The 19,202-nt window shown below is 73.9% G+C and carries 19 protein-coding genes and 1 riboswitch; of the genes, 6 read left to right on the forward strand and 13 right to left on the reverse strand.

Going from position 1 to position 19,202, the window contains the following annotated elements:
• The first annotated feature begins 16 nt into the window (after nucleotides 1-16).
• Nucleotides 17-110, forward strand: a riboswitch (TPP riboswitch).
• The 3 genes from thiM (at nucleotide 104) to thiD (ending at nucleotide 2,372) form a co-directional block, all read left to right on the forward strand.
• Nucleotides 104-892, forward strand: coding sequence for a hydroxyethylthiazole kinase (thiM, locus tag FHL79_RS02925; RefSeq protein WP_138757129.1), 789 nt, complete (start codon nucleotides 104-106; stop codon nucleotides 890-892). Its footprint overlaps the riboswitch before it by 7 nt.
• Entirely contained in the window at nucleotides 892-1,545 is a 654-nt protein-coding gene (thiE, locus tag FHL79_RS02930; protein ID WP_138757130.1) for a thiamine phosphate synthase, read from the forward strand. The genes thiM and thiE overlap by 1 nt, the downstream gene beginning before the upstream one ends.
• Nucleotides 1,542-2,372, forward strand: coding sequence for a bifunctional hydroxymethylpyrimidine kinase/phosphomethylpyrimidine kinase (gene thiD, locus FHL79_RS02935; protein ID WP_138757131.1), 831 nt, complete (start codon nucleotides 1,542-1,544; stop codon nucleotides 2,370-2,372). The genes thiE and thiD overlap by 4 nt, the downstream gene beginning before the upstream one ends.
• A gap of 11 nt (nucleotides 2,373-2,383) precedes the next feature.
• On the opposite strand, the gene FHL79_RS02940 is transcribed toward thiD, so the two are convergent.
• Nucleotides 2,384-3,325: a tetratricopeptide repeat protein gene (locus tag FHL79_RS02940; RefSeq protein WP_138757132.1), complete on the reverse strand. Its 942-nt coding sequence runs from the start codon at nucleotides 3,323-3,325 to the stop codon at nucleotides 2,384-2,386.
• A gap of 50 nt (nucleotides 3,326-3,375) precedes the next feature.
• Entirely contained in the window at nucleotides 3,376-4,731 is a 1,356-nt protein-coding gene (locus FHL79_RS02945; RefSeq protein WP_138757133.1) for a DNA polymerase IV, read from the reverse strand.
• A 31-nt stretch (nucleotides 4,732-4,762) separates the two neighbouring features.
• Between FHL79_RS02945 and FHL79_RS02950 the strand changes: the two genes are divergently transcribed.
• A complete protein-coding gene (locus FHL79_RS02950; RefSeq protein WP_171057979.1) occupies nucleotides 4,763-5,389 on the forward strand; it encodes a class I SAM-dependent methyltransferase in 627 nt (208 codons plus the stop codon).
• On the opposite strand, the gene FHL79_RS02955 is transcribed toward FHL79_RS02950, so the two are convergent.
• Nucleotides 5,358-7,280, reverse strand: a complete 1,923-nt coding sequence (locus FHL79_RS02955) for an Ig-like domain-containing protein (protein WP_138757135.1) — start codon at nucleotides 7,278-7,280, stop codon at nucleotides 5,358-5,360. The two genes, FHL79_RS02950 and FHL79_RS02955, sit on opposite strands and share 32 nt — an antisense overlap.
• An 81-nt stretch (nucleotides 7,281-7,361) precedes the next feature.
• Here FHL79_RS02955 and FHL79_RS02960 point away from each other — a divergent pair, with 81 nt between their 5' ends.
• A complete protein-coding gene (locus tag FHL79_RS02960; protein WP_138757136.1) occupies nucleotides 7,362-7,820 on the forward strand; it encodes a cupin domain-containing protein in 459 nt (152 codons plus the stop codon).
• Nucleotide 7,821: 1 nt separating this feature from the next.
• Here the strand turns inward: FHL79_RS02960 and FHL79_RS02965 are convergent, their stop codons facing one another.
• From FHL79_RS02965 to rpsF, 8 genes are all read right to left on the reverse strand, one after another.
• Nucleotides 7,822-8,706, reverse strand: a complete 885-nt coding sequence (locus FHL79_RS02965) for a GmrSD restriction endonuclease domain-containing protein (protein WP_138757137.1) — start codon at nucleotides 8,704-8,706, stop codon at nucleotides 7,822-7,824.
• A 79-nt stretch (nucleotides 8,707-8,785) separates the two neighbouring features.
• Nucleotides 8,786-9,406, reverse strand: coding sequence for a hypothetical protein (locus FHL79_RS02970; RefSeq protein WP_138757138.1), 621 nt, complete (start codon nucleotides 9,404-9,406; stop codon nucleotides 8,786-8,788).
• Nucleotides 9,407-9,505: 99 nt separating this feature from the next.
• Nucleotides 9,506-9,682, reverse strand: coding sequence for a DUF7715 family protein (locus FHL79_RS26575; RefSeq protein ID WP_439331120.1), 177 nt, complete (start codon nucleotides 9,680-9,682; stop codon nucleotides 9,506-9,508).
• A gap of 1 nt (nucleotide 9,683) precedes the next feature.
• Nucleotides 9,684-12,290 (reverse strand): replicative DNA helicase, encoded by a 2,607-nt coding sequence (gene dnaB / locus FHL79_RS02975; RefSeq protein WP_138757139.1) that lies wholly within the window; start codon nucleotides 12,288-12,290, stop codon nucleotides 9,684-9,686.
• Nucleotides 12,291-12,702: 412 nt separating this feature from the next.
• On the reverse strand, nucleotides 12,703-13,158 hold the full coding sequence (gene rplI / locus FHL79_RS02980; protein WP_138757140.1) for a 50S ribosomal protein L9: 456 nt from the start codon (nucleotides 13,156-13,158) through the stop codon (nucleotides 12,703-12,705).
• Nucleotides 13,159-13,160: 2 nt separating this feature from the next.
• On the reverse strand, nucleotides 13,161-13,397 hold the full coding sequence (rpsR, locus tag FHL79_RS02985) for a 30S ribosomal protein S18 (RefSeq protein WP_014743489.1): 237 nt from the start codon (nucleotides 13,395-13,397) through the stop codon (nucleotides 13,161-13,163).
• Nucleotides 13,398-13,418: 21 nt separating this feature from the next.
• Nucleotides 13,419-13,916: a single-stranded DNA-binding protein gene (locus tag FHL79_RS02990; RefSeq protein ID WP_138757141.1), complete on the reverse strand. Its 498-nt coding sequence runs from the start codon at nucleotides 13,914-13,916 to the stop codon at nucleotides 13,419-13,421.
• A gap of 2 nt (nucleotides 13,917-13,918) precedes the next feature.
• Nucleotides 13,919-14,206, reverse strand: a complete 288-nt coding sequence (gene rpsF, locus FHL79_RS02995) for a 30S ribosomal protein S6 (protein ID WP_014743491.1) — start codon at nucleotides 14,204-14,206, stop codon at nucleotides 13,919-13,921.
• A 155-nt stretch (nucleotides 14,207-14,361) separates the two neighbouring features.
• On the opposite strand from rpsF, the gene FHL79_RS03000 reads away from it, so the two are divergent.
• A complete protein-coding gene (locus FHL79_RS03000) occupies nucleotides 14,362-15,177 on the forward strand; it encodes a deoxyribonuclease IV (protein WP_138757142.1) in 816 nt (271 codons plus the stop codon).
• On the opposite strand, the gene FHL79_RS03005 is transcribed toward FHL79_RS03000, so the two are convergent.
• Both FHL79_RS03005 and FHL79_RS03010 read right to left on the reverse strand, forming a co-directional pair.
• Complete coding sequence (locus FHL79_RS03005) at nucleotides 15,132-16,676, reverse strand: glycosyltransferase family 87 protein (protein WP_246080280.1); 1,545 nt, start codon at nucleotides 16,674-16,676, stop codon at nucleotides 15,132-15,134. The genes FHL79_RS03000 and FHL79_RS03005 overlap by 46 nt on opposite strands.
• Before the next feature lie 24 nt (nucleotides 16,677-16,700).
• Nucleotides 16,701-18,845, reverse strand: coding sequence for a transglycosylase domain-containing protein (locus FHL79_RS03010; protein WP_246080282.1), 2,145 nt, complete (start codon nucleotides 18,843-18,845; stop codon nucleotides 16,701-16,703).
• Nucleotides 18,846-19,202: the final 357 nt, after the last annotated feature.

Raw genomic sequence — 19,202 nt, forward strand, 5'->3', positions numbered from 1 at the left:
ACCGGTGCTAGCGTCGGACAGCGACACGGGGTGTCCCACCCGGGACTGAGATCACACCCGTCGAACCTGCTCCAGCTGACACTGGCGAAGGGATGTCCCGGCGATGGACGCCACCTCTCTGCGCGCTGCCACCACGGCGCTGCGCGACTCCGCACCCCTCGTGCACTGCCTCACCAACACGGTCGTGCAGACCATCACCGCCAACGCGCTGCTGGCGGTCGGCGCGGCGCCGGCGATGGTCGACGAGCCCGCGGAGGCCGGTGAGTTCGCCGCCGTCGCGTCCGCGGTGCTGGTCAACGTGGGCACCGTCCACCAGCGCACCGCCGAGGCGATGCGGATCGCCGCCCGGACGGCGTCCGAGGTCGGGACGCCGTGGGTGCTGGACCCGGTCGCCGTCGGTGGGCTCACCTTCCGCACCGAGCTCGCCGCCGACCTGGTGGAGCTGCGGCCCGCCGTCGTCCGCGGCAACGCCTCCGAGGTGCTGGCGCTGGCCGGTGCCGGCAAGGGCGGCCGCGGCGTGGACAGCACCGCCACCCCCGAGGACGCGCTGGAGGCCGCCGGTGAGCTGGCCCGGCGCACCGGTGGGGTAGTCGCGGTCAGCGGCCCGGTCGACGTCATCACCGACGGAGCGCGCGTCGTCCGGGTCGGCGGCGGCTCCCCGCTGCTGACCCGCACGACCGGCGCCGGCTGCGCCCTCGGGGCGGTCACCGCCGCCTACCTCGCCGCGGCCGGCGACGTGCTGGTCGGCACGGTCGCCGCGCACGCCCACGTCGCGCTGGCGGCCGAGGCCGCGGCACGGGTCGCCGACGGGCCGGGCACGTTCGCCGTCCGGTGGCTCGACGCGCTGGACGCCGTGGACGGCGACGCGCTGCTCCGCGCCTCGTTGAGCTGATGCACCGCCCGTTCGACCCGACGCTCTACCTGGTCACCGACACCGCGCTGTGCGCGCCGCGGTCGGTGCCCGCGGTGGTGGCCGCCGCCGTGGCCGGTGGGGTGACCGCCGTCCAGGTGCGGGACAAGACGGCGAGCCGGCGTGACCTGCTGGCGCTGACCCGCGCGGTGCAGCAGGTCCTCGCGCCGACCCCGCAGGTGCGGCTGGTCGTCAACGACGCGGTGGACGTCGCCCTGCTCACCGGGGCCGACGGGGTGCACGTCGGCCAGGACGACCTGCCCGCCGGCGAGGTGCGCGGACTGCTCGGACCGGACGCGCTGGTCGGGGTCTCGGTCGGGTCGGCCGCCGACCTGGACGCCGTCCTGGCCCTGCCGACCGGCACCGTCGACCTGGTCGGGCTCAGCCCGGTGTGGGCGACGCCGACCAAGCCCGACGCCGGGACGGCGCTGGGGCTGGAGGGCACCCGCGCGCTGGCCGACCGGGCGCGCGCCGCCGGCCTGACGTCGGTGGCGATCGGCGGGGTGCACGCCACGAACGCCGCCGCGGTCGCCGCCACCGGGGTCGACGGGATCTGCGTCGTCTCCGACGTCTGCGCGGCCGCCGACCCGGGCGCCGCGGCGCGCCGGTTGCGCGCGGAGCTGGTGCCCTCGTGACCGCCGCCGTCGCGCTGACCGTGGCCGGCAGCGACCCCAGCGGCGGAGCGGGGGTCCAGGCCGACCTGAAGACCTTCAGCGCGCTGGGCGTCTACGGGACGGCGGTGCTCACCGCGCTGACCGCGCAGAACACCCGCGGTGTGACCGGGGTGCACGCCGTCCCGGCGCCGTTCGTCGGGGAGCAGCTGCGCACCCTGCTCGCCGACGTGACGGTGCACGCCACCAAGCTGGGCATGCTCGGCACCGCGGAGGTGGTCCACGAGGTCGCCGCGGTGCTCGCCGACCGGCCGGCCGGCCCGGTGGTGTGCGACCCGGTGATGGTCGCCACCAGCGGCGACCGGCTCATCTCCGCCGACGCGGTGGACGCCGTCCGCAGCGTCCTGCTGCCGGTCACCGACCTGCTCACGCCCAACGTGCCGGAGGCGGCCGCGCTGCTCGACGTGGCCCCGGCGACGACGGTCGACGAGCTGGCGCAGCAGGCGACGGCGCTGCTCGCGCTCGGCCCGGGGGCGGTGCTGCTCAAGGGCGGGCACCTGGGGGGTGCTGCGAGCACCGACGTGCTGGGAACCGCCGCCGGGGTGGTCGAGAGCCGGCGGCCCCGGGTGCCGACGACCGCCACCCACGGCACCGGCTGCACGCTCGCCTCGGCGATCGCGGCGCTGGTCGCCCGCACCCGGCCGGCCGCGCCGGAGGAGCCGACCGACTGGGCGCCGTTGGTCGAGGGTGCCCGCGACTTCCTGCAGGCCGCGCTGGTCGAGGGGGAGTCCCTCGGGATCGGGTCCGGGCACGGCCCGGTGCACCACTTCGCGGGCTGGTGGCCGAGCTAGTCGTCCTCGGCTCAGTCGTCCTCGGCGAGGACCTCGCGCAGCACCCGGGCGGCCAGGTCGTCACCGCCCGCGGCGGCGATGGAGAAGTGCTCGATGGCGCCGTCGACGTCGCCGGCGTCCAGCAGCAGCACGCCGAGGTTGTGGTGGGAGTGCAGGTCACCGCCCTCGATGCCGGCGCGGTAGGCGGCCGCCGCGGCGACGTCGTCACCGAGCTCGTCGCGGTAGAGGTTGCCCAGCGGCAGCCAGCTGGCCAGCTCGCCGAGCAGTGCACCCTCCTCGAGCACCGCGCGGGCATCCTCGACCCGGTCGGTGGCGCGCAGCAGGGCGGCCAGGCCGGTCCGGGCGTCCTCGTGGACGTGGGCGCCGGCGCGCAGCTGCGGCTCCAGCGCGGGGTCCCGCGTCTCGTCCCAGCGCCAGGCGGCCAGGGTCGCCGCCGCCACGACGTCGCCGGCGTCGGCGGAGGCCTGCGCCCAGTGCCAGGCCTCGAGCTGCCGGCCGGCGTCCAGCAGGCGGTGGGCGAGCGCCAGCGCCGCCCGCGCGTCGCCCCGCTCGGCGGCCGACCGCAGCGTGCGCAGCGCCTCGACCGTGCGGCCCTGGGCCTCCAGCGCGTCGCCGAGCACCGTCCAGGCCTTGGTGTCCCCGGCGTCCAGGGCGGACCGGGCGGCGCGCTCGGCGTCGGCCCAGCGGCCGAGCTGGGCCAGCACGTGCGCCAAGTTGAGCCAGGCGTCGTCCTCACCGCCGGCGGCGGCCCGCTCGTAGGCGACGACGGCCTCGTCCTCGCGACCCAGCGCGGTCAGGCTGTTGCCCAGGTCGAACAGGGCGACGGGGTCACCGTGCACGGCGGCGAGGCGGAAGAACCCCAGCGCCTGCTCGTGGTCGCCCAGGTCGGCGAGCTCGCACCCACGGTCGATGAGGGCGTCGACGTCCAGGGCGTCGTCGTCGGGTGCGGGCACAGCGGGGAGTCTGCCGTGCCCGGCGGCGTCCGCCCACGCCCTGAGGGGGGTCACCCCCCGTCAGGGGTGGTCCAGTCCGGCGGGTCGGCCGGCTGCAGGTCCGGGTCGTCGGCACGCAGCGTGCGCACCGGGCCGGGCGCCGTCCGCGGGCCCTCGAACCGGACGGTGACCCGGTTCAGCCCGCTGCCCCACACCCAACCCGCGCCGAGGTCGGTGTGGACGACGTCCTGCCCCGGGTGCCAGGCCACGACGGCCGGGCCGGGCGCGGGATCGGTCGGCAGCGGCTCGGGCTCCCCGGTCACCTCGGTGGACTCACCGGTCACCTCGCCGAGGGCCTCGGCGAACAGGTCGCCCTGCGCGTAGGGGGACAGGCCGGAGACGCCGACGCCGAGCAGGCGGAGTCCGCCGCTGCGGTCCACCGCAGCCAGCAGCCGGCGGGCCACCTCGGCGATCTGCCGGGCGTCGTCCACCGGCTGGGGGAGGGTGAGCGAGCGGGTGAGGGTGGTGAAGTCGTAGCGGCGGACCTTGAGGGTCACGGTGCGGCCCGACGTCCCGGAGCGCTGCAGCCGCACTCCCACCCGGCCGGCGAGCGCGTCGATCTCGGCGGACAGCCGGGCCGGGTCGGTGAGGTCGCGGGCGAAGGTCTCCTCCGCGCTGACCGACTTCGCCTCCCGGTCGGTGATGACCGCACGGTCGTCGTCGGCGCGGGCCAGCCGGTACAGGCCGGTGCCGTGCGCCAGGCCGACCAGGGTGGTGAGGTCGACCAGCGACAGCCGGTGCAGGTCGCCGATGGTCCTCACCTTGACCTGCGCGAGCCGCTCCGCGGTGGCCGGGCCCACCCCGCCGAGGCTGCGCACCGGCAGCGGGTGCAGCACGTCCAGCTCGCTCCCGGCCGGGACGACGGTCAGCCCGTCCGGCTTGTCCAGCTCCGAGCCGATCTTCGCCAGCGACTTGGACGTGCCGATCCCGACCGAGCCGGTGACCCCGCCGGTGGCCACCGCGATCCGGGCCTTGAGGTCGCGGGCCAGCGCGGTGACGCCCGGCACCGACAGGTCGTGGCCGCCGGCGGCCAGGTCGACGTAGGCCTCGTCGATGGACACCGGCTCGACCAGCGGGGAGAGCTCCCGCAGCAGGGCCATCACGACGTCCGAGGTGCGCCGGTAGGCGGCGAACCGGCCGCCGAGGAAGGCGGTGCCGGGCGGGCAGATCCGCCGCGCCTCGGCCGTGGGCATCGCACTGCGCGCCCCGTACGCCCGCGCCTCGTAGGAGGCGGTGGCGACGACGCCGCGCCCGCCGGTGCCACCGACGACGACCGGCCGGCCGCGCAGCGAGGGCTTGTCGCGCTGCTCCACGGCGGCGAAGAAGGCGTCGAGGTCGAGGTGCATGATGCTGGGCTCCCGACGCACGCCCCCGATGATGCCGCGCGATGATGAGCGGGTGGTCGAGCAGAGCGCCTGGGCGCGGATGAGCACCGAGGACCCCGGCCACTCGGCCGCCTACGTGGAGCGCTTCCGGAGGCTGGCGGCGCAGGGCATGGACCTGGCCGGTGAGGCCCGGCTGGTCGACGCGATGCTGCCGCGCGGCTCCCGGGTGCTGGACGCCGGGTGCGGGCCGGGCCGGGTCGGCGGCTGGCTCGCCGGCGCCGGGCACACCGTGGTCGGCGTGGACGGCGACCCGGTGCTCATCGCCGCGGCGGAGGCCGACCACCCCGGGCCGCGGTGGATCGTCGGTGACCTGGCCGAGCTGGACCTGCCCGCTGCCGGGGTGCCCGAGCCGTTCGACGCGATCGTCTGCGCGGGCAACGTCATGACGTTCCTGGCGCCGTCCACCCGCGGCGAGGTGCTGCGCCGGCTGCGCACGCACCTCGCCCCGGGTGGGCGGGCGGCCATCGGCTTCGGTGCCGGCCGCGGCTACCCGTTCGAGGAGTTCCTGGACGACGCCCGGGCCGCCGGGCTGGAGCCCGACGTCCTGCTGTCCACGTGGGACCTGCGCCCGTACGCCCCGGACGCCGACTTCCTGGTCGCGCTGCTGGTCAGGGTCGGAGCGCCGGCTGGGGGGAGTTGAGCGGCAGGAGCACCGCCGGGTCGCTGATCGGCACCTCCCACACCGCGCCGGCGCCGTCGGGGTCGATGACCTCGCCCCGGCCGAGGAACGCCGCCACCTGCGCCTGCCCCTGGGCCGCCGCCGGGAGCAGCAGGGCCAGCAGGAACGAGTGCGGGTTGTTCGCGGCGTTCGCCGTCCGGTCGTTGCGGTAGAGGCTGGTCCGCGACTCCAGGTCCCCGGCGGCGATGATCGTGTAGGCCGTCGGGTTGGGCACCGTCTGGTCCCCGAAGGCGACCTGGATCAGCGTCCGCTCCGGCTCGATCAGCGGGGCGAACGTCTCCGGGCTGCCCGGGCGGGCCAGCCACGTCGCGCGGGCCAGGTACTCCTGGATGGCCACGGCGCCCGGCACGGTGACCGTCACCGGCCCCTCGCCGCGCAGCGGCAGCTGCTCCTGGAACAGGTTGCGGGTCGGGTCGGTGCTGTTCAGCAGACCGGCCGCCTGCAGCGCCGCGGTGGTGAGCGGCCGGAAGGACGGCGACAGCCGGGAGATCTCGGTGATCGGCCCGCCGGGGACGTTCAGCACCGACCGGGTGACCGCCGGGTCGGCGCCGGTGAGCATGGTGCCGTAGATGCCGCCGAAGCTCTGGCCGAAGTAGGTGACGTCGTCCCCGGAGAGGTCCGGCGTCCCGTCGGCGTCGACGTCGGTGCCACCGACCGAGCGGATCAGCGTCATGAGGTCCGCCGCGGTCTGCCGCAGGGCGTCCCGGGAGGACTGGGCCGCGGCGGCGCCGGTGGCGGAGGAGCCCTCGGTGCTGGTGATCTGCCCGTTGCCGTCCTGGTCGACCCCGCGGCCGTGGGAGGACAGCGTGGTGGTCGTGCCGCCGCTGGTGACCGTGTACGAGCTGCCGGGGCCGTACCCGTGGCCGACGACGTTGGTGCCGATGGTCGCGATGCCCTGCTGGCTGTTGGCGACCGCGGCCAGCAGGACGTTGGTGTCGTTGGTGGTGAAGCCGTGCCCGAAGACGGCCACCGGCCAGCCACCGGGGGGCGGCGTGCCGGGGGGCAGCACCGCGACGAACGGCAGCCGCTGCTGGCCCACCGGCGCCGGGCCGGCGTCCCGGGTCGGCGTCTGGTCGATCGTGACGTCAGGCTGCAGCCAGGTCGGGGCCAGGTAGGACCCGAGGACCAGGGTGCCGCCGGTGGCGGCCTGGGGCACCACCACGGGCGCCGTCACGTCGGTCGCGCCCTGGTCCTGGGTCCAGGTCACCGTGGTGCCCGTGGCCGGGAAGCTGCCCTCGACCTGCAGGCCTGGTGCGGTGATGCCGGCCGCGGCGAAGGCGCTGCCGCTGTCGAGCTGGCGCCGGAGGTCGAGCAGCCCGTCGGTGGCGCTCATCGTGGTGAACCGCTCGTGGGCGGTCTTGTCGACCGGGCCGCCCTGCACCCGCAGCCGGTAGGTGGTGGCAGGGGCGAGCTGCTCGGCCGGGTGGGCGTAGAGCGTGTTCGTGGCCGGGTCCCACACGACCCGGTCCACGCCGGTGCGCCAACCGCCGTGCGCCGCTGTGACGGTGATCCGCGCGGCTGCCGCGGCCGGGTCCACCGGACCGCTGAACTGCACCGCGATGCGCGGGTCGAGGTCGAAGCCGTCGAGCTGGTCGAGCTCCTGGACCAGGCCGCAGCTCACCGGGGCACCGCAGTCGGTGGCCGGCAGCGCGACCCGGCGGCCGGTCAGCTGGCCGGGGTCGGCGACGGTGAGGTCGTCGCTGGGGAAGACGGAGAGCGGGACGGCCTTGCCGGGACCGGGGCCCGGGCCCGGGTGGGCGAGGGCCGAGGGTGCGCCGGCGGCGAAGCCGGTGGTGAGGGCGAGCGTGCCCACCAGGGCAGCGGTCGACCGTCGCCAGGACAGTGGCGTCACGGGATCTCCAGTGATCGGGGCCATCTGTCTAGCCCGGGGTGACCCGGCTCACAACTCGCACCCAGGGTGGGAGGGTGCGCCATGACCTACCTGCCCGACCCGGCGACCCTCTCCCGGCGCGACGACCAGCCCATCGCCGGGCGTACCCGGTTCGTCGCCACCGGCGCCCAGACCCGCGGTGACTTCGGCTTGTTCGAGGTCACCATGTCGCCGGGCGGCGGCGGACCGGGCCCGCACCTGCACCGGACGTTCAGCGAGTCCTTCGTCGTCCTGGAGGGGTCGCTCGCCGTGCTGTCCGGGGACCAGTGGACGACGGCGGGCGTGGGTGACCTGGTGTACGTGCCGCGGTCCGGGGTGCACGCCTTCCGGGCGGCCGGTCCGGACGTCGGGGCGCGGTTCCTGATCCTCTTCACCCCGGGGATCCCGAGGGAGCACTACTTCCGGGGTCTGCTCGAGCTGCACGCCGGCGACCGGACCCCGAGCACCGAGGAGATCGACGCCTTCGCCCTGCACCACGACCAGCTGAACCTGCGCGATTGAATCACTCGCAGGCGACGCCGTCCCCGTCGCCGTCCATGCTGTCGGACCACCCGGGGTCGCCGCGGTGCAGTGGTGCGGCGCCGGCGGTCCTCGCGGCGGCGCAGTCGGCGTAGCCGGCCGGGGCCGGCGTTCCCGCGGGGACGTCGGCGGGGGTCGCGGCCACCGGAGTCGGGACGCGCTCACCGGGGCAGCCGTCGAGGACGCCGGCGATCGCGTCGTGCTCGGCCTCGGTGACCCAGAGCCCGTAGCTGGCCTTCACCGCCACCTGACGCGCCACGTAGGCGCAGCGGTAGCCGCGCTCGGGGGGCAGCCAGGTGGCCGCGTCGCCGTCGCCCTTCTGCCGGTTGGCGGAGTAGTCGACGGCGAGCAGGTTGAGCGGGTCGTTGGCCAGCGCGGTGCGCCGGGCCTCGTCCCAGCGGTCAGCACCGGTCTGCCACGCGTCGCTGAGCGCGACCACGTGGTCGATGTCGACGCTGCTTCCGTCGCCCTTGACGAAGGCGATGGTCTGCCCGGTGTAGGGGTCGGCCAGGGTGCCGCTGACGACGACGCAGTCGCGGGTGCCGGACCTGAAGGCCTCGCCGGTCAGGTCACGGGCGAGGACGTCGTTGCGGGTGTCGCAGCCGTTGCGGTCGACGTCGGCCCACTGCGGGCCGAACTGGTCGCGGTCGTACCCGGTCTTCGGCGCCCGGCCCTTGACCGCCAGGGTGGCGAGCACGTCGGCTGCGGTCTGCCCGTCGGCCGGTGCGCTGGTCTCTGCCTGCTGCGCGGCCTCCGAGACGGCGTCGGCCGGGGCGTCGGCGGGCGTGGTGGTGCCCAGCTGGCCGGGCTCGCAGGCCGCGGTGCCGAGCACGGCCAGCACGGCCAGTGCAGCGAAGCGGTGTTTCACGTGGAGCCCCCGGGGACGTCGGTGCCCCGACGCTAGGCGCGGGACCGCCCCTCCCCGGGGACCTCACCGGACGTGTCGCTCAGCCCTTGCCGGAGTTGCCCTTGCCCGAGCCGCCGTTGCTGTGACCGTTGCCGTGCGAGCCGGAGTCGTCGCCGTCCTCGGTCTCGGTCTCGGTCTCGGTCTCGGTCTCGGAGTCGCTGTGCTGGTGAGCGGCCGCGGAGACGGCCTCGCCGTGCTCCCGGCCGGTCTCGAAGCGCCGGTGCGCGACCTCGGAGACGGCGTCGCCGTGGTTCTCGGCCGCAGGCTCCTCGGTGACCGGCGGGGTCTCCTCGACCGGGACCCGGACCGGGACCTCGACCCGCTCCTCGGTGGGCTGCTCGCCGGGCGCCTCGACGGGCTCCTCGACCGACTGCTCGACGGGGGCCTCGACAGGCTTCGTGACCGGGACCTCGACGGGCTCCTCGGTCTCGACCGGGGCCGGGACCTCGACCGGCTCCTCGGTGGGCGCCGGCTCGGTGGGGGTGGCCTCCACCTCGGTGGACTCGACGACCTCAGGGGTCTGCGGCGCCGACTCGGCCGCTGCGGCCGTGACGGCCGCGCCACCACCGGCCACGACGACGGCCGTGGCGACTGCGGCCACCTTGGCCGTGACGCCGGCGGAGACGGCCTTGCTGAGCAGAGCGGAGAACAGAGCGGGCACGAGGCGACTCCCAGGTAGGAACAGTGCGGTCTCGTATCCGTCGGTCGCCCGCAGGCCGTCCTTGAGCCGTGTCGCCCGATCAGGCGACGCCGCGGGGCGTCAAGCCCGGGCGCGGAGGCGGACGTCCCGGACGATCGCCGTCGTCGCTCGGTGAGAGTTCATGCCGGCGAACGCCCGACCGCAGCCGCACCCACCGTCCGGGTCCTGCCGGTCGACCCGGCAGACGTCCTCCAGGAAGACGAACTCCCCTTCGCTGGCGGTACCGGGGTGTGACAGATCAGCTCGCCATGTCCACGAAACGTGAGTAGTGGCCCTGGAAAGCGACCGTCACATTGGCAGTCGGACCATTACGGTGCTTCACCAACATGATGTCGGCCTCACCTGCGCGAGGCGATTCCTTCTCGTACATGTCCTCGCGGTGGATCATCATCACCATGTCCGCGTCCTGTTCGATCGAGCCCGATTCGCGGAGGTCGGAGAGCATCGGCTTCTTGTCCTGCCGTTGTTCTGAACCGCGATTCAGCTGACTCATCGCGATGACAGGCAGTTCCAGTTCCTTGGCCAGCAGCTTCAGCGCACGGGAGAACTCCGAGACCTCCTGCTGGCGGCTCTCGACCTTCTTGCCCGAGGTCATCAGCTGGAGGTAGTCGATGACGATCAGCTTGAGGTCGTTGCGCTGCTTGAGCCGCCGCGCCTTGGCCCGGATCTCCATCATCGTCATGTTCGGTGAGTCGTCGATGTAGAGCGGGGCGTCGGCGATCTCGCCCATCCGGCGGGCCAGCTTGGACCAGTCCTCGTCCGACAGCGAGCCGGCGCGCATGTGGTGCAGCGGCACCTTCGCCTCGGCCGACAGCAGACGCATGGTGATCTCGTGCTTGCTCATCTCGAGCGAGAAGATCGCCGCCGGCATGTGGTGCCTCACGGACGCGGATCGTGCGATGTCCAGGCCGAGCGTCGAGTTGTGGGTCGGGATGAAGCTGCGACCGGCGAGGAAGAGGTGGTCCGCGGCCTCGACCTGGATGCACCGCACCGGCACGCTGGCGATGGGCCGGACCTGGGTGACGAAGCGGACTCCCCGCGCGGTGAACGTGCGGGCACCGCGCTCCTTGTGCAGCAGCTTCTTGCGCTCGAGCCGGAAGACCTCGTCGTCGGTGCTGAAGGTCAGGGTGAAGCAGGTCGAGGACGCCTCGCTGCGGCCGGGCACCCGCTTGCGGCTCATCCGCACGCGGTGGCCCAGGCCGGCGATCAGCTCGCGGACGTCCTCGGCGAGCCGCTGGTTGGTGACGGCGAACTGCACGACGCCGTTGGGCGCCACCGTGCCGTCGGTGTCGAGCAGGCCGGCCAGCAGCGCCCGCCGCTGGACGACCGAGGCGCGCAGGTAGCTGGTGGGGATGTGCTTGTCACCGAGCACGCCGAGCGAGCGCAGCAGGCCGGTGACGGTGCCGTGGTCGGCCCGGCAGGTGGCGCACTGCGCCAGGCCGGCGGAGGGCCCACCGCAGTCGGGGCACGTGGCGCTGCGGCCGATCCCGCCGGCGGCGCGGAGCTTCGCACCGCACGTCCTGCCGCAGGTCTGCACCTGCGAGGTCTGCGGCACGAAGAGCTCGCCGCACATCGGGCAGGGCCGGGCGGTGACCGACTCCCGGGCGGGCAGCCGCAGCACGTAGCGGAGCTCGGCCGACGTGTGCTCCACGACCAGGCCCTCGGCCTCGATGTAGGCCGCGATCTCCGGGTCGGCGCTGGTGAAGTAGGCGGTGGCGGACGTGCCGTCGCCGAGCCAGACACCCAGCGCGTACGGCGGCAGCGGCAGCGTCGCGTCCGGGAGGTCGAGCGGGGCGGCGTTGGTGACCGAGTGGTTGAGCCGGGCGTCCGCGGTCTCGCAGCGGACCGTCCGGGCCAGCTCCTTTGTGGTGTGCACGGCGGCGGTGACCCGGGGAGCCCCACCACGCACCCGCGCCTCCTGGGCGGCGCGGCGGCTGGCCCGGGTGTCGGTGAGCCACTGGTGCTGGGCGTCGGCGACGATCACCGAGCCGTCGGAGAAGTGCACCTCGTAGCAGGGCCGGCCGGTCATCACCTCGGTCGCGGCGACCACGGTGGTGGGCCGGCCGTCGGCGCCGATGACCTGGTCGCCGACCACGACCTCGCCCATCGTCGTCCAGCCCGACGGCGTGGCCACCGGGGTGTCGAGCGCCAACGCCTTGCCCACGCCAGGGCGCGCCGCGATGACGACCATCTGACCGGACTGCAGGCCGTTGGTGAGCTCGTCGAGGTCGCGGATGCCGGTCGGGACGCCGCGGGCGGTGCCGCCGCGGGAGGCGATCGCGTCCAGCTCGTCCATGGTGGGCTGCAGGACGTCGGCGAGGCGGGAGTAGTCCTCGCTCATCCGCTTCTCGGTGACGTCGTAGATCTCCTGCTGGGCCCGGTCGACGATGTCGTCGACGTCGCCCTTGCCGCCCGCGGCGCCGTAGCCGAGCTGGACCACCCGGGTGCCGGCCTCGACCAGCCGCCGCAGCACGGCCTGCTCAGCGACGATCGCGGCGTAGTAGCCGGCGTTCGCCGCGGTGGGTGTGGAGGCGATCAGCGTGTGCAGGTAGACCGCGCCGCCCATCTTGGACAGCTGGTCGGTGCGGTTCAGCTCGGCGGCGACGGTGATCGCGTCGGCGGGCTCGCCGCGCCCGTAGAGGTCGAGGATGACGTCGAAGACCACCTGGTGCGCCGGCCGGTAGAAGTCGGGACCGGCCAGGACCTCCACCACGTCGGCGATGGCGTCCTTGCTCATCAGCATGCCGCCGAGGACGGACTGCTCGGCAGCGACGTCCTGAGGGGGCTGCCGGTCGTACTCCGGAGCTGCGGCCCTCGGCCTGCTGATGTCGTCGACGACCGCCACGCTGATGTCCCCTTGCTCTTCGCGCACAGTTCGAACAACTGTTCGCACAACAGCTACCACCGGGCGCTGACAGTTCGCGCCCGGCGGTGGCTGGGGATGACGGTAGGAACCGGGGAGGGGGTCCGTCCAACACCGCTGTGCACGCCGATCTGCACAACTTGTGGACAAGTCGGTGGACAGAGCGGGTCACCGTGTGGAGACGGCGGGGGACGCACGCCCGTCGTGTCGCCGCCACCCGCCCGTCACCTGCGATCAGGCCAGTCCCAGGGTGTGGACAGGAGAAAGTCGGCCCGTCGTCGACGATCCGCACGCCCGGGCGTGTCGCGCAGTCCCCGCAGGTCACACGCGTCACGCAACGCCACGAGGGGCGCCGGACCGGAGTCCGACGCCCCTCGTGGGGACCTGCTGTGGTTCAGCCGGCGACGACGTCCAGGGTGACCGGGACGGAGACCTCCGGGTGGACCCGCACCGTGACGGTGTGGGTGCCGACGCTCTTGATGCTGCTGGGCAGCTCGATCCGGCGACGGTCGAGCTCCGGGCCGCCGGCGGCGGTGACCGCAGCGGCGACGTCGGCGGTGGTGATCCGCCCGAAGAGGCGGCCACCGTCACCCGAGCGGGCGGGCAGCGTCACGGTGAGACCGGACAGGCGGGCGGCGATCGACTGCGCCTCCTCGAGGGAGCGCACGTCGCGGGCCGCACGGGCCCGGCGCAGGGCGGTGACCTGCTTCTCGGCACCCCGGGTGGCCACGATGGCCAGCCCGCGGGGCAGGAGGTAGTTGCGGGCGTACCCGCCCTTCACCTCGACGGTGTCCCCGGCGGAACCGAGGCCGGTGACCTCCTGGGTCAGGATCAGCTTCGATGCACTCATGATCAGCGCGCCGTCGAGGTGTAGGGCAGCAGTGCCATCTCGCGGCTGTTCTTCACGGCCACGGCGACGTCACGCTGGTGCTGGCTGCAGTTGCCGCTGACGCGGCGGGCACGGATCTTGCCGCGGTCGGAGATGAACTTCCGCAGCAGGGTCGTGTCCTTGTAGTCGATGTAGGTCGCCTTGTCCTTGCAGAACTGGCAGACCTTCTTCTTGACCTTGCGGATGGGGGGCTTGGGCACCGGGATCTCCAGTAACAGGTATCAGAAAGGGGGTTCGTCGGAGGACGCCGGCGGGGTCGACCAGGGGTCGCTGGCACCGCCACCGGAGAAGCCGCCACCGCCGCCACCGCCGTTGCCGCCGCCGAACCCACCGCCGCCGCCGCCACCCTCGCTGCGGGCAGCGCGGGTGACCTTGGCCGTGGCGTAGCGGAGCGAGGGGCCGATCTCGTCGACCTCGAGCTCGATGACGGTGCGCTTCTCGCCTTCCTTCGTGTCGAAGGAACGCTGCTTGAGGCGACCGGAGACGATGACCCGCGACCCGCGGGTGAGCGACTCAGCGACGTTCTCCGCCGCCTGACGCCACACGTTGCACCGGAGGAACAGTGCCTCGCCGTCCTTCCACTCCTGCGACTGACGGTCGAAGGTGCGGGGCGTCGAGGCCACGGTGAAGTTGGCGACGGCGGCGCCGGACGGCGTGAACCGCAGCTCCGGGTCGGCCGTCAGGTTGCCGATGACGGTGATGACGGTCTCGCCGGCCATGGTCAGTGCGCCTCGGGCCGCATCAGCTTGGTGCGCAGGACCGACTCGTTGAGGTTGAGCTGACGGTCCAGCTCGGCCACCGCGGCGGGCTCGGCGCTGATGTCGACGATGGCGTAGATGCCCTCGACGTTCTTCTTGATCTCGTAGGACAGCCGGCGGCGGCCCCAGATCTCGGTCTTGACGGTGCCACCGGAGTTGGTGACGACGGTCAGGAAACGGTCCAGGCTGGGAGCGATGGTCCGCTCCTCGAGCTCGGGATCGAGGATGATCATCAGTTCGTAGTGACGCACGGAGAACCCCACCTCCTCTGGTCTCGGCGGCCGCAGTACATCTGCAGCAGGAGGGTCGTACACGCGTCGCACGCCCCGGCGACGACCCGCGGGAGCGGGGTCGGACGGGACACGCACCCCCGAGGCTACCAGCGGCGGTGGGTAGGGTCGCGCGGGTGGCTGACCAGCTGATCGGCGTGCACGTCGGACCGGGCTTGACCGAGGACAACGAGCTCGACGCGGGCGGTCCGCTGGCCCGGGCCGCGGAGATGGACGCCGACGCCGTCCAGGTGTTCCTGGCCGACCCGCAGGGCTGGAAGGCACCGAAGCCCCGCCCGGACGCCGAGGCGCTGCTCGCCTCCGACGTCGCCGTCTTCGTGCACGCGCCCTACGTGCTCAACGTGGCCTCCACCAACAACCGGATCCGCATACCCAGCCGCAAGCTGCTCGGCCAGCACGCGGCCGCCTCCGCCGCCGTCGGCGCGCGGGGCATGGTGGTGCACGGCGGGCACGTGCTGGGCAAGGACGACCCGGCCACCGGCGTCGACAACTGGCGCAAGACCTTCGCCCGGCAGGCCGAGGACGGCGGCTTCGGCCTCCCGGTGCTCATCGAGAACACCGCCGGCGGGGACGGCGCGATGGCCCGCGAACTCGACGCGGTCGCCCGGCTCTGGGAGGCCGTCGGCGAGTTCGGTGCCGGCTTCGTGCTCGACACCTGCCACGCCTGGTGCGCCGGCTGGGACCTGACCCGGGTGGTGGACGACGTCCGGGCGATCACCGGGCGGATCGACCTGGTGCACCTCAACAACAGCCGTGACCCCGCCGGCTCAGGCCGGGACCGGCACGCCCCGCTGGGCGCGGGGGAGATCCCGCTGGAGCTGCTGCTCGGCGTCGCCCGCGCGGCCGGCGCCCCGGTCGTGCTGGAGACCCCCGGCGACGCGGCCGGTCACGCCGAGGAGATCACGCTGCTGCGCGAGGCCCTCGCCGGCTGAACCCTGCGCCGCAGGGTCCACACATCGGGGGCTCCGTCCAGGACACCACCGGCGGGGTCGTCGGTGCCGGGCCAGCTGCGGCGCACCAGGTCGGTGTCGGGGTGCCAGACCTCGCGCACGACCAGCGCCATCAGCAGCAGCAGGGCGACGTCCCGCAGGCCGACGGCGAGGTAGAACCACTCGACGTCCACCCCCCGGTCGTCCGCGCCCAGGTAGTAGAGCATCGTCAGCGTCCACACCAGCGCCTCGGTCGCCTGCCACAGCAGCAGCGAGCGCCACCGCGGTCGCGCCAGCACCGCCAGCGGGAGCAGCCACAGCGCGTACTGCGGGCTGTAGACCTTGTTCACCAGCAGGAACGCGGCGACCAGCAGGAACGCCAGCTGCGGCAGTCGCGGGCGCAGTGGCGCCGCCAGCGCCAGCCAGGCGACCCCGGCCGCGCACAGCACCAGCAGGACGGCGACGGTCGCGTTGAGCACCGTGGGGCTCTCGCCCTCGGCCAGCGGCCCGTCCAGGAAGCCCGGGAACCAGTGCAGCGCGATGGCCCAGATGCTCTCCGGGTTCGCCGGGCGGGTGCCGTTCAGCTCGAAGAAGCGGGCCCACTTCCCCGGCGCGAGGACGGCGATCGGCAGGTCGACCGCCAGCCAGGCCACCCCCGCGGCGACCGCCGTCGTCAGCCACGGCCGGAGCCGGCCGGCGCGCAGGCACAGCACCAGCAGCACGCCGATGACCAGCACCGGGTAGAGCTTCGCCGCGATCCCCAGCCCGAGGAGCACCCCGGCGACCACCGGCCGCTGCCGCGCCCAGGCCCACATGCCCAGCGTGGTCAGCGCGACCGCGAGCAGGTCCCAGTTGGTGAAGGCGTAGAAGAGCAGCACCGGGGACAGGCCGATCATGGCGGCGTCCCACGGCCGGCGGCCGCTCAGCCCGAGCACGCCGCGGGTGACGAGCAGCGCCAGCAGCGACAGCAGCAGGCAGGTGACGACGTAGTAGGTCTGCACCGGCACCGACTCCGGCAGCAGCCCGCCCCCGGCGGCCAGCCCGTCGTAGCCGCGGGCGATCACCGCCGCCAGCTGCATCAGCCCGCCGCTGAGCACCGGGTACTCCACGGCGGAGTCCAGGTAGGGCACCTCGCCGGTGGACAGGCCGTGGATGCCGAACAGCGGGACGGCGTCGTTGTAGCAGAGGTGCGTGTACTGCTTGGACCCGCTCCAGTCGCCGTTCGCGCACGGCGCCTGCTTGGCCCAGGCGATGCTCAGCACGAGCACGGTGAACAGCAGGCAGACCCGCAGCGGCGTCCAGAACAGCGCCCGGCCGGTGACCGCGTGCCGGCCCCACGGGCCGCCCACGGCCTCACTGGCCTGGACGGCGACCGGGTCGGTCCAGGTCGGGACGACGCGGTCCGGCCACGGCGGTGCGGCCACCTGCGGCGGCACGGACACCTCGGGCCCGCCCCCCGGCTGGTCGGCCGGGACGGACGGGCCCGTCGGTGTTCCGCTCACCTGGTCAGTCTGCCTGCCGGCAGCTCACCGGTTCGACGACGTCGGTATCGGCACGCCCGACGTGGCCGGCCCGGGGTCCACCGTCGGCGTCGTGGTGTCCGTCTCCTCGGGCTGCTGGGTCTCCTGCGTCGGGGTCGTCGTGGTCGGCGTCGGACGGCTGTAGGACGGCGTCGAGGTCGACGTCTGCCGCGGTGCCTGGCTCGAGGTCGCCGGCGCCCGGGCCGTGGTGGTGGCCGCCGGTGCCCGGGTGGTCTGCACTGCGACGCCCTTGCCGGTGTCGCCCTTGATGATCGCCTTGGTGGGCAGCGGCTCCTCGGGGGTGCCGTCGAGGACGGTGTCCATGAACTCCTGCCAGATCTGCCCCGGCAGGCCCGAGCCGTAGATGATGTTCCCCTGCACGTTGGTGATGGGCGCGAGACCCTGGCTGCCCATCCACACCGCGGTGGAGATCGAGGGGGTGTACCCGACCATCCAGGCGTCGGAGTTGTCGGTGGCGTTCAGCCCCTGCGTGCCGGTCTTGCTGGCCACCGGCCGGTTGCCGTCCAGCGGGCGCTTGGAGTAGGCGGCGACGCCCTCCAGCGCGTAGGTGGTGTCGTTGGCGACGTCGGCCGGGATCACCTGGTCGGCGGTCTCGCTGCCGTCGACCGTCTTGAGCACCGCACCCGCGCCGTCGGCGACCTGGGCCACGAAGTGCCGCTGGTGGTGGACGCCACCGGCGGCGAGGGTGGCGAAGCCGACGGCCTGGTCGATCGGCCGCACCTCGTACTCACCGATCCCGATCGCACCACCGGTCTGCCCGTTCTCCGGGCTGGCCAGCGACGTCTTGCCGCGCAGCGCCGCCGGCACCGAGGTGCTGTCGGGCCACTGGTCGCCGATCCCCATCGCCGCCCGGGCCGTCTCGGCCACCTCAGCCGGTCCGACCTCGTAGGCCAGGCCGTAGAAGGTGGTGTTCAGCGACCGGGTGATCGCCTCCCGCAGGGTGCACGCCCCGCACTGGGCGTTGCCGGAGTTGACCACCGGCTTGGTGCGGTCCTTGAAGGTCTGCGGCGAGCTGCCGTCCCGGCGGGCCTCGACGCTGATCCCCTGCTGGAGCGCCGTGGCCAGCGCGTAGGGCTTGAACGACGATCCCGGCTGCTTGTAGGCCTGGGCGTAGTCGGTCGTGTCGGCGTTCGGGTCCTCGCTGGTGCGCGCCGAGTTGCCGTAGTAGGCCAGCACGCCGCCGGTCCGCGGGTCGACCGAGACGAGCGCCTCGCGCAGCAGCCCGACGTCCTCGCCCTCCATGACGTCGTTGACCGAGGCGACCGCGGCGTCCTGGTAGCGCTTGTCGACCGTGGTCGTCACCCGGAGCCCCTGCGTCTCCACGTCGGTGTAGCCGTAGGACGAGCCCTCCAGCTCGGCCAGCACCTGGTCGACGATGAGCCCCTCCGGGCCCGAGGGGATGCCCAGGCCGGCGCCGTCGTCCGGGAGCACGACCGGGTACTGCGCGGCCGCCCGGGCGGAGGAGTCGAACCAGGTCTGCTCGACCATGGCGTCCAGCACCTTGCCCCAGCGGTCCTGCGCCTCCTCGGGGTTGGACTCGGGGTCGTAGTAGTTCGGGCTGCGCACCAGGACGGCGAGGACGGCGCCCTGCTCGGCGGTGAGGTCGGCGGCCTTGACGCCGAAGTAGGTCTCCGCTGCCGCCTCGATGCCGTAGGCGCCGCGGCCGAAGTAGATGGTGTTCAGGTAGTTCTCCAGGATCTCGTCCTTGGAGTACTCGTTGTCCAGCTTGATGGAGAGGAAGAGCTCCTTGAACTTGCGGCTGAACGTCTGGTCCGAGCTCAGGAACGCGTTCTTCACGTACTGCTGGGTGATCGTCGAGCCACCCTGGGTCGAGCCGCCGGTGAGGTTGTTCCAGGCCGCCCGGACGATGCCGGTGAACGAGATGCCCGGGTCGTTGTAGAAGTTCCGGTTCTCCGCCGCCAGGATCGCGTTCCGCGCGGGCTCGGAGACCTGGTCCAGACCGACCTCGATGCGGTTCTCGCTGCCCAGCCGGGCCATCTCGGTGACGCCGTCGGAGTAGTAGACGATCGTCGTCTGCTGGTTGGTCACCGACTCCGGCGTCGGCACGTCGGTCGAGGCGTAGACCACGCCGACGAAGACGCCGAGCAGCACCAGCATGCTCAGGAACATCCCGACCAGGACCTTCAGCCAGCGACGCCGCCGCTGCTTCCCGGTGCGCTTCCTCTTCCCGCCGCCCGGCGGGCGACCCCGGCCGCTGCCGCCGGGCCGGCTGCCGCCCGTGGGCGGCTTCGCCGGGGGACGGCCACCGCCGCCGCCGCTGCCGCTCGAGCGGACCGGGGACGAGGTGCGGGGCCGACCTCCGGACGCCGGCCGGCGTGCGGCGCCGGCCCCGCTGCTCCCGGACCCGGCGCTGCGGGCCTGCGGTGGGCGGCGACCCGAGCCGGCGGAGCCGACGCGGGCGGTCTGGTCGTGGGGAGGCACGCGGTGGCCCCTTCCTGCAGTCGTGGGAGACCGGGCCGCGACGTG

Source organism: Modestobacter altitudinis, assembly GCF_005930475.1.
GTDB classification, from domain to species: domain Bacteria; phylum Actinomycetota; class Actinomycetes; order Mycobacteriales; family Geodermatophilaceae; genus Modestobacter; species Modestobacter altitudinis.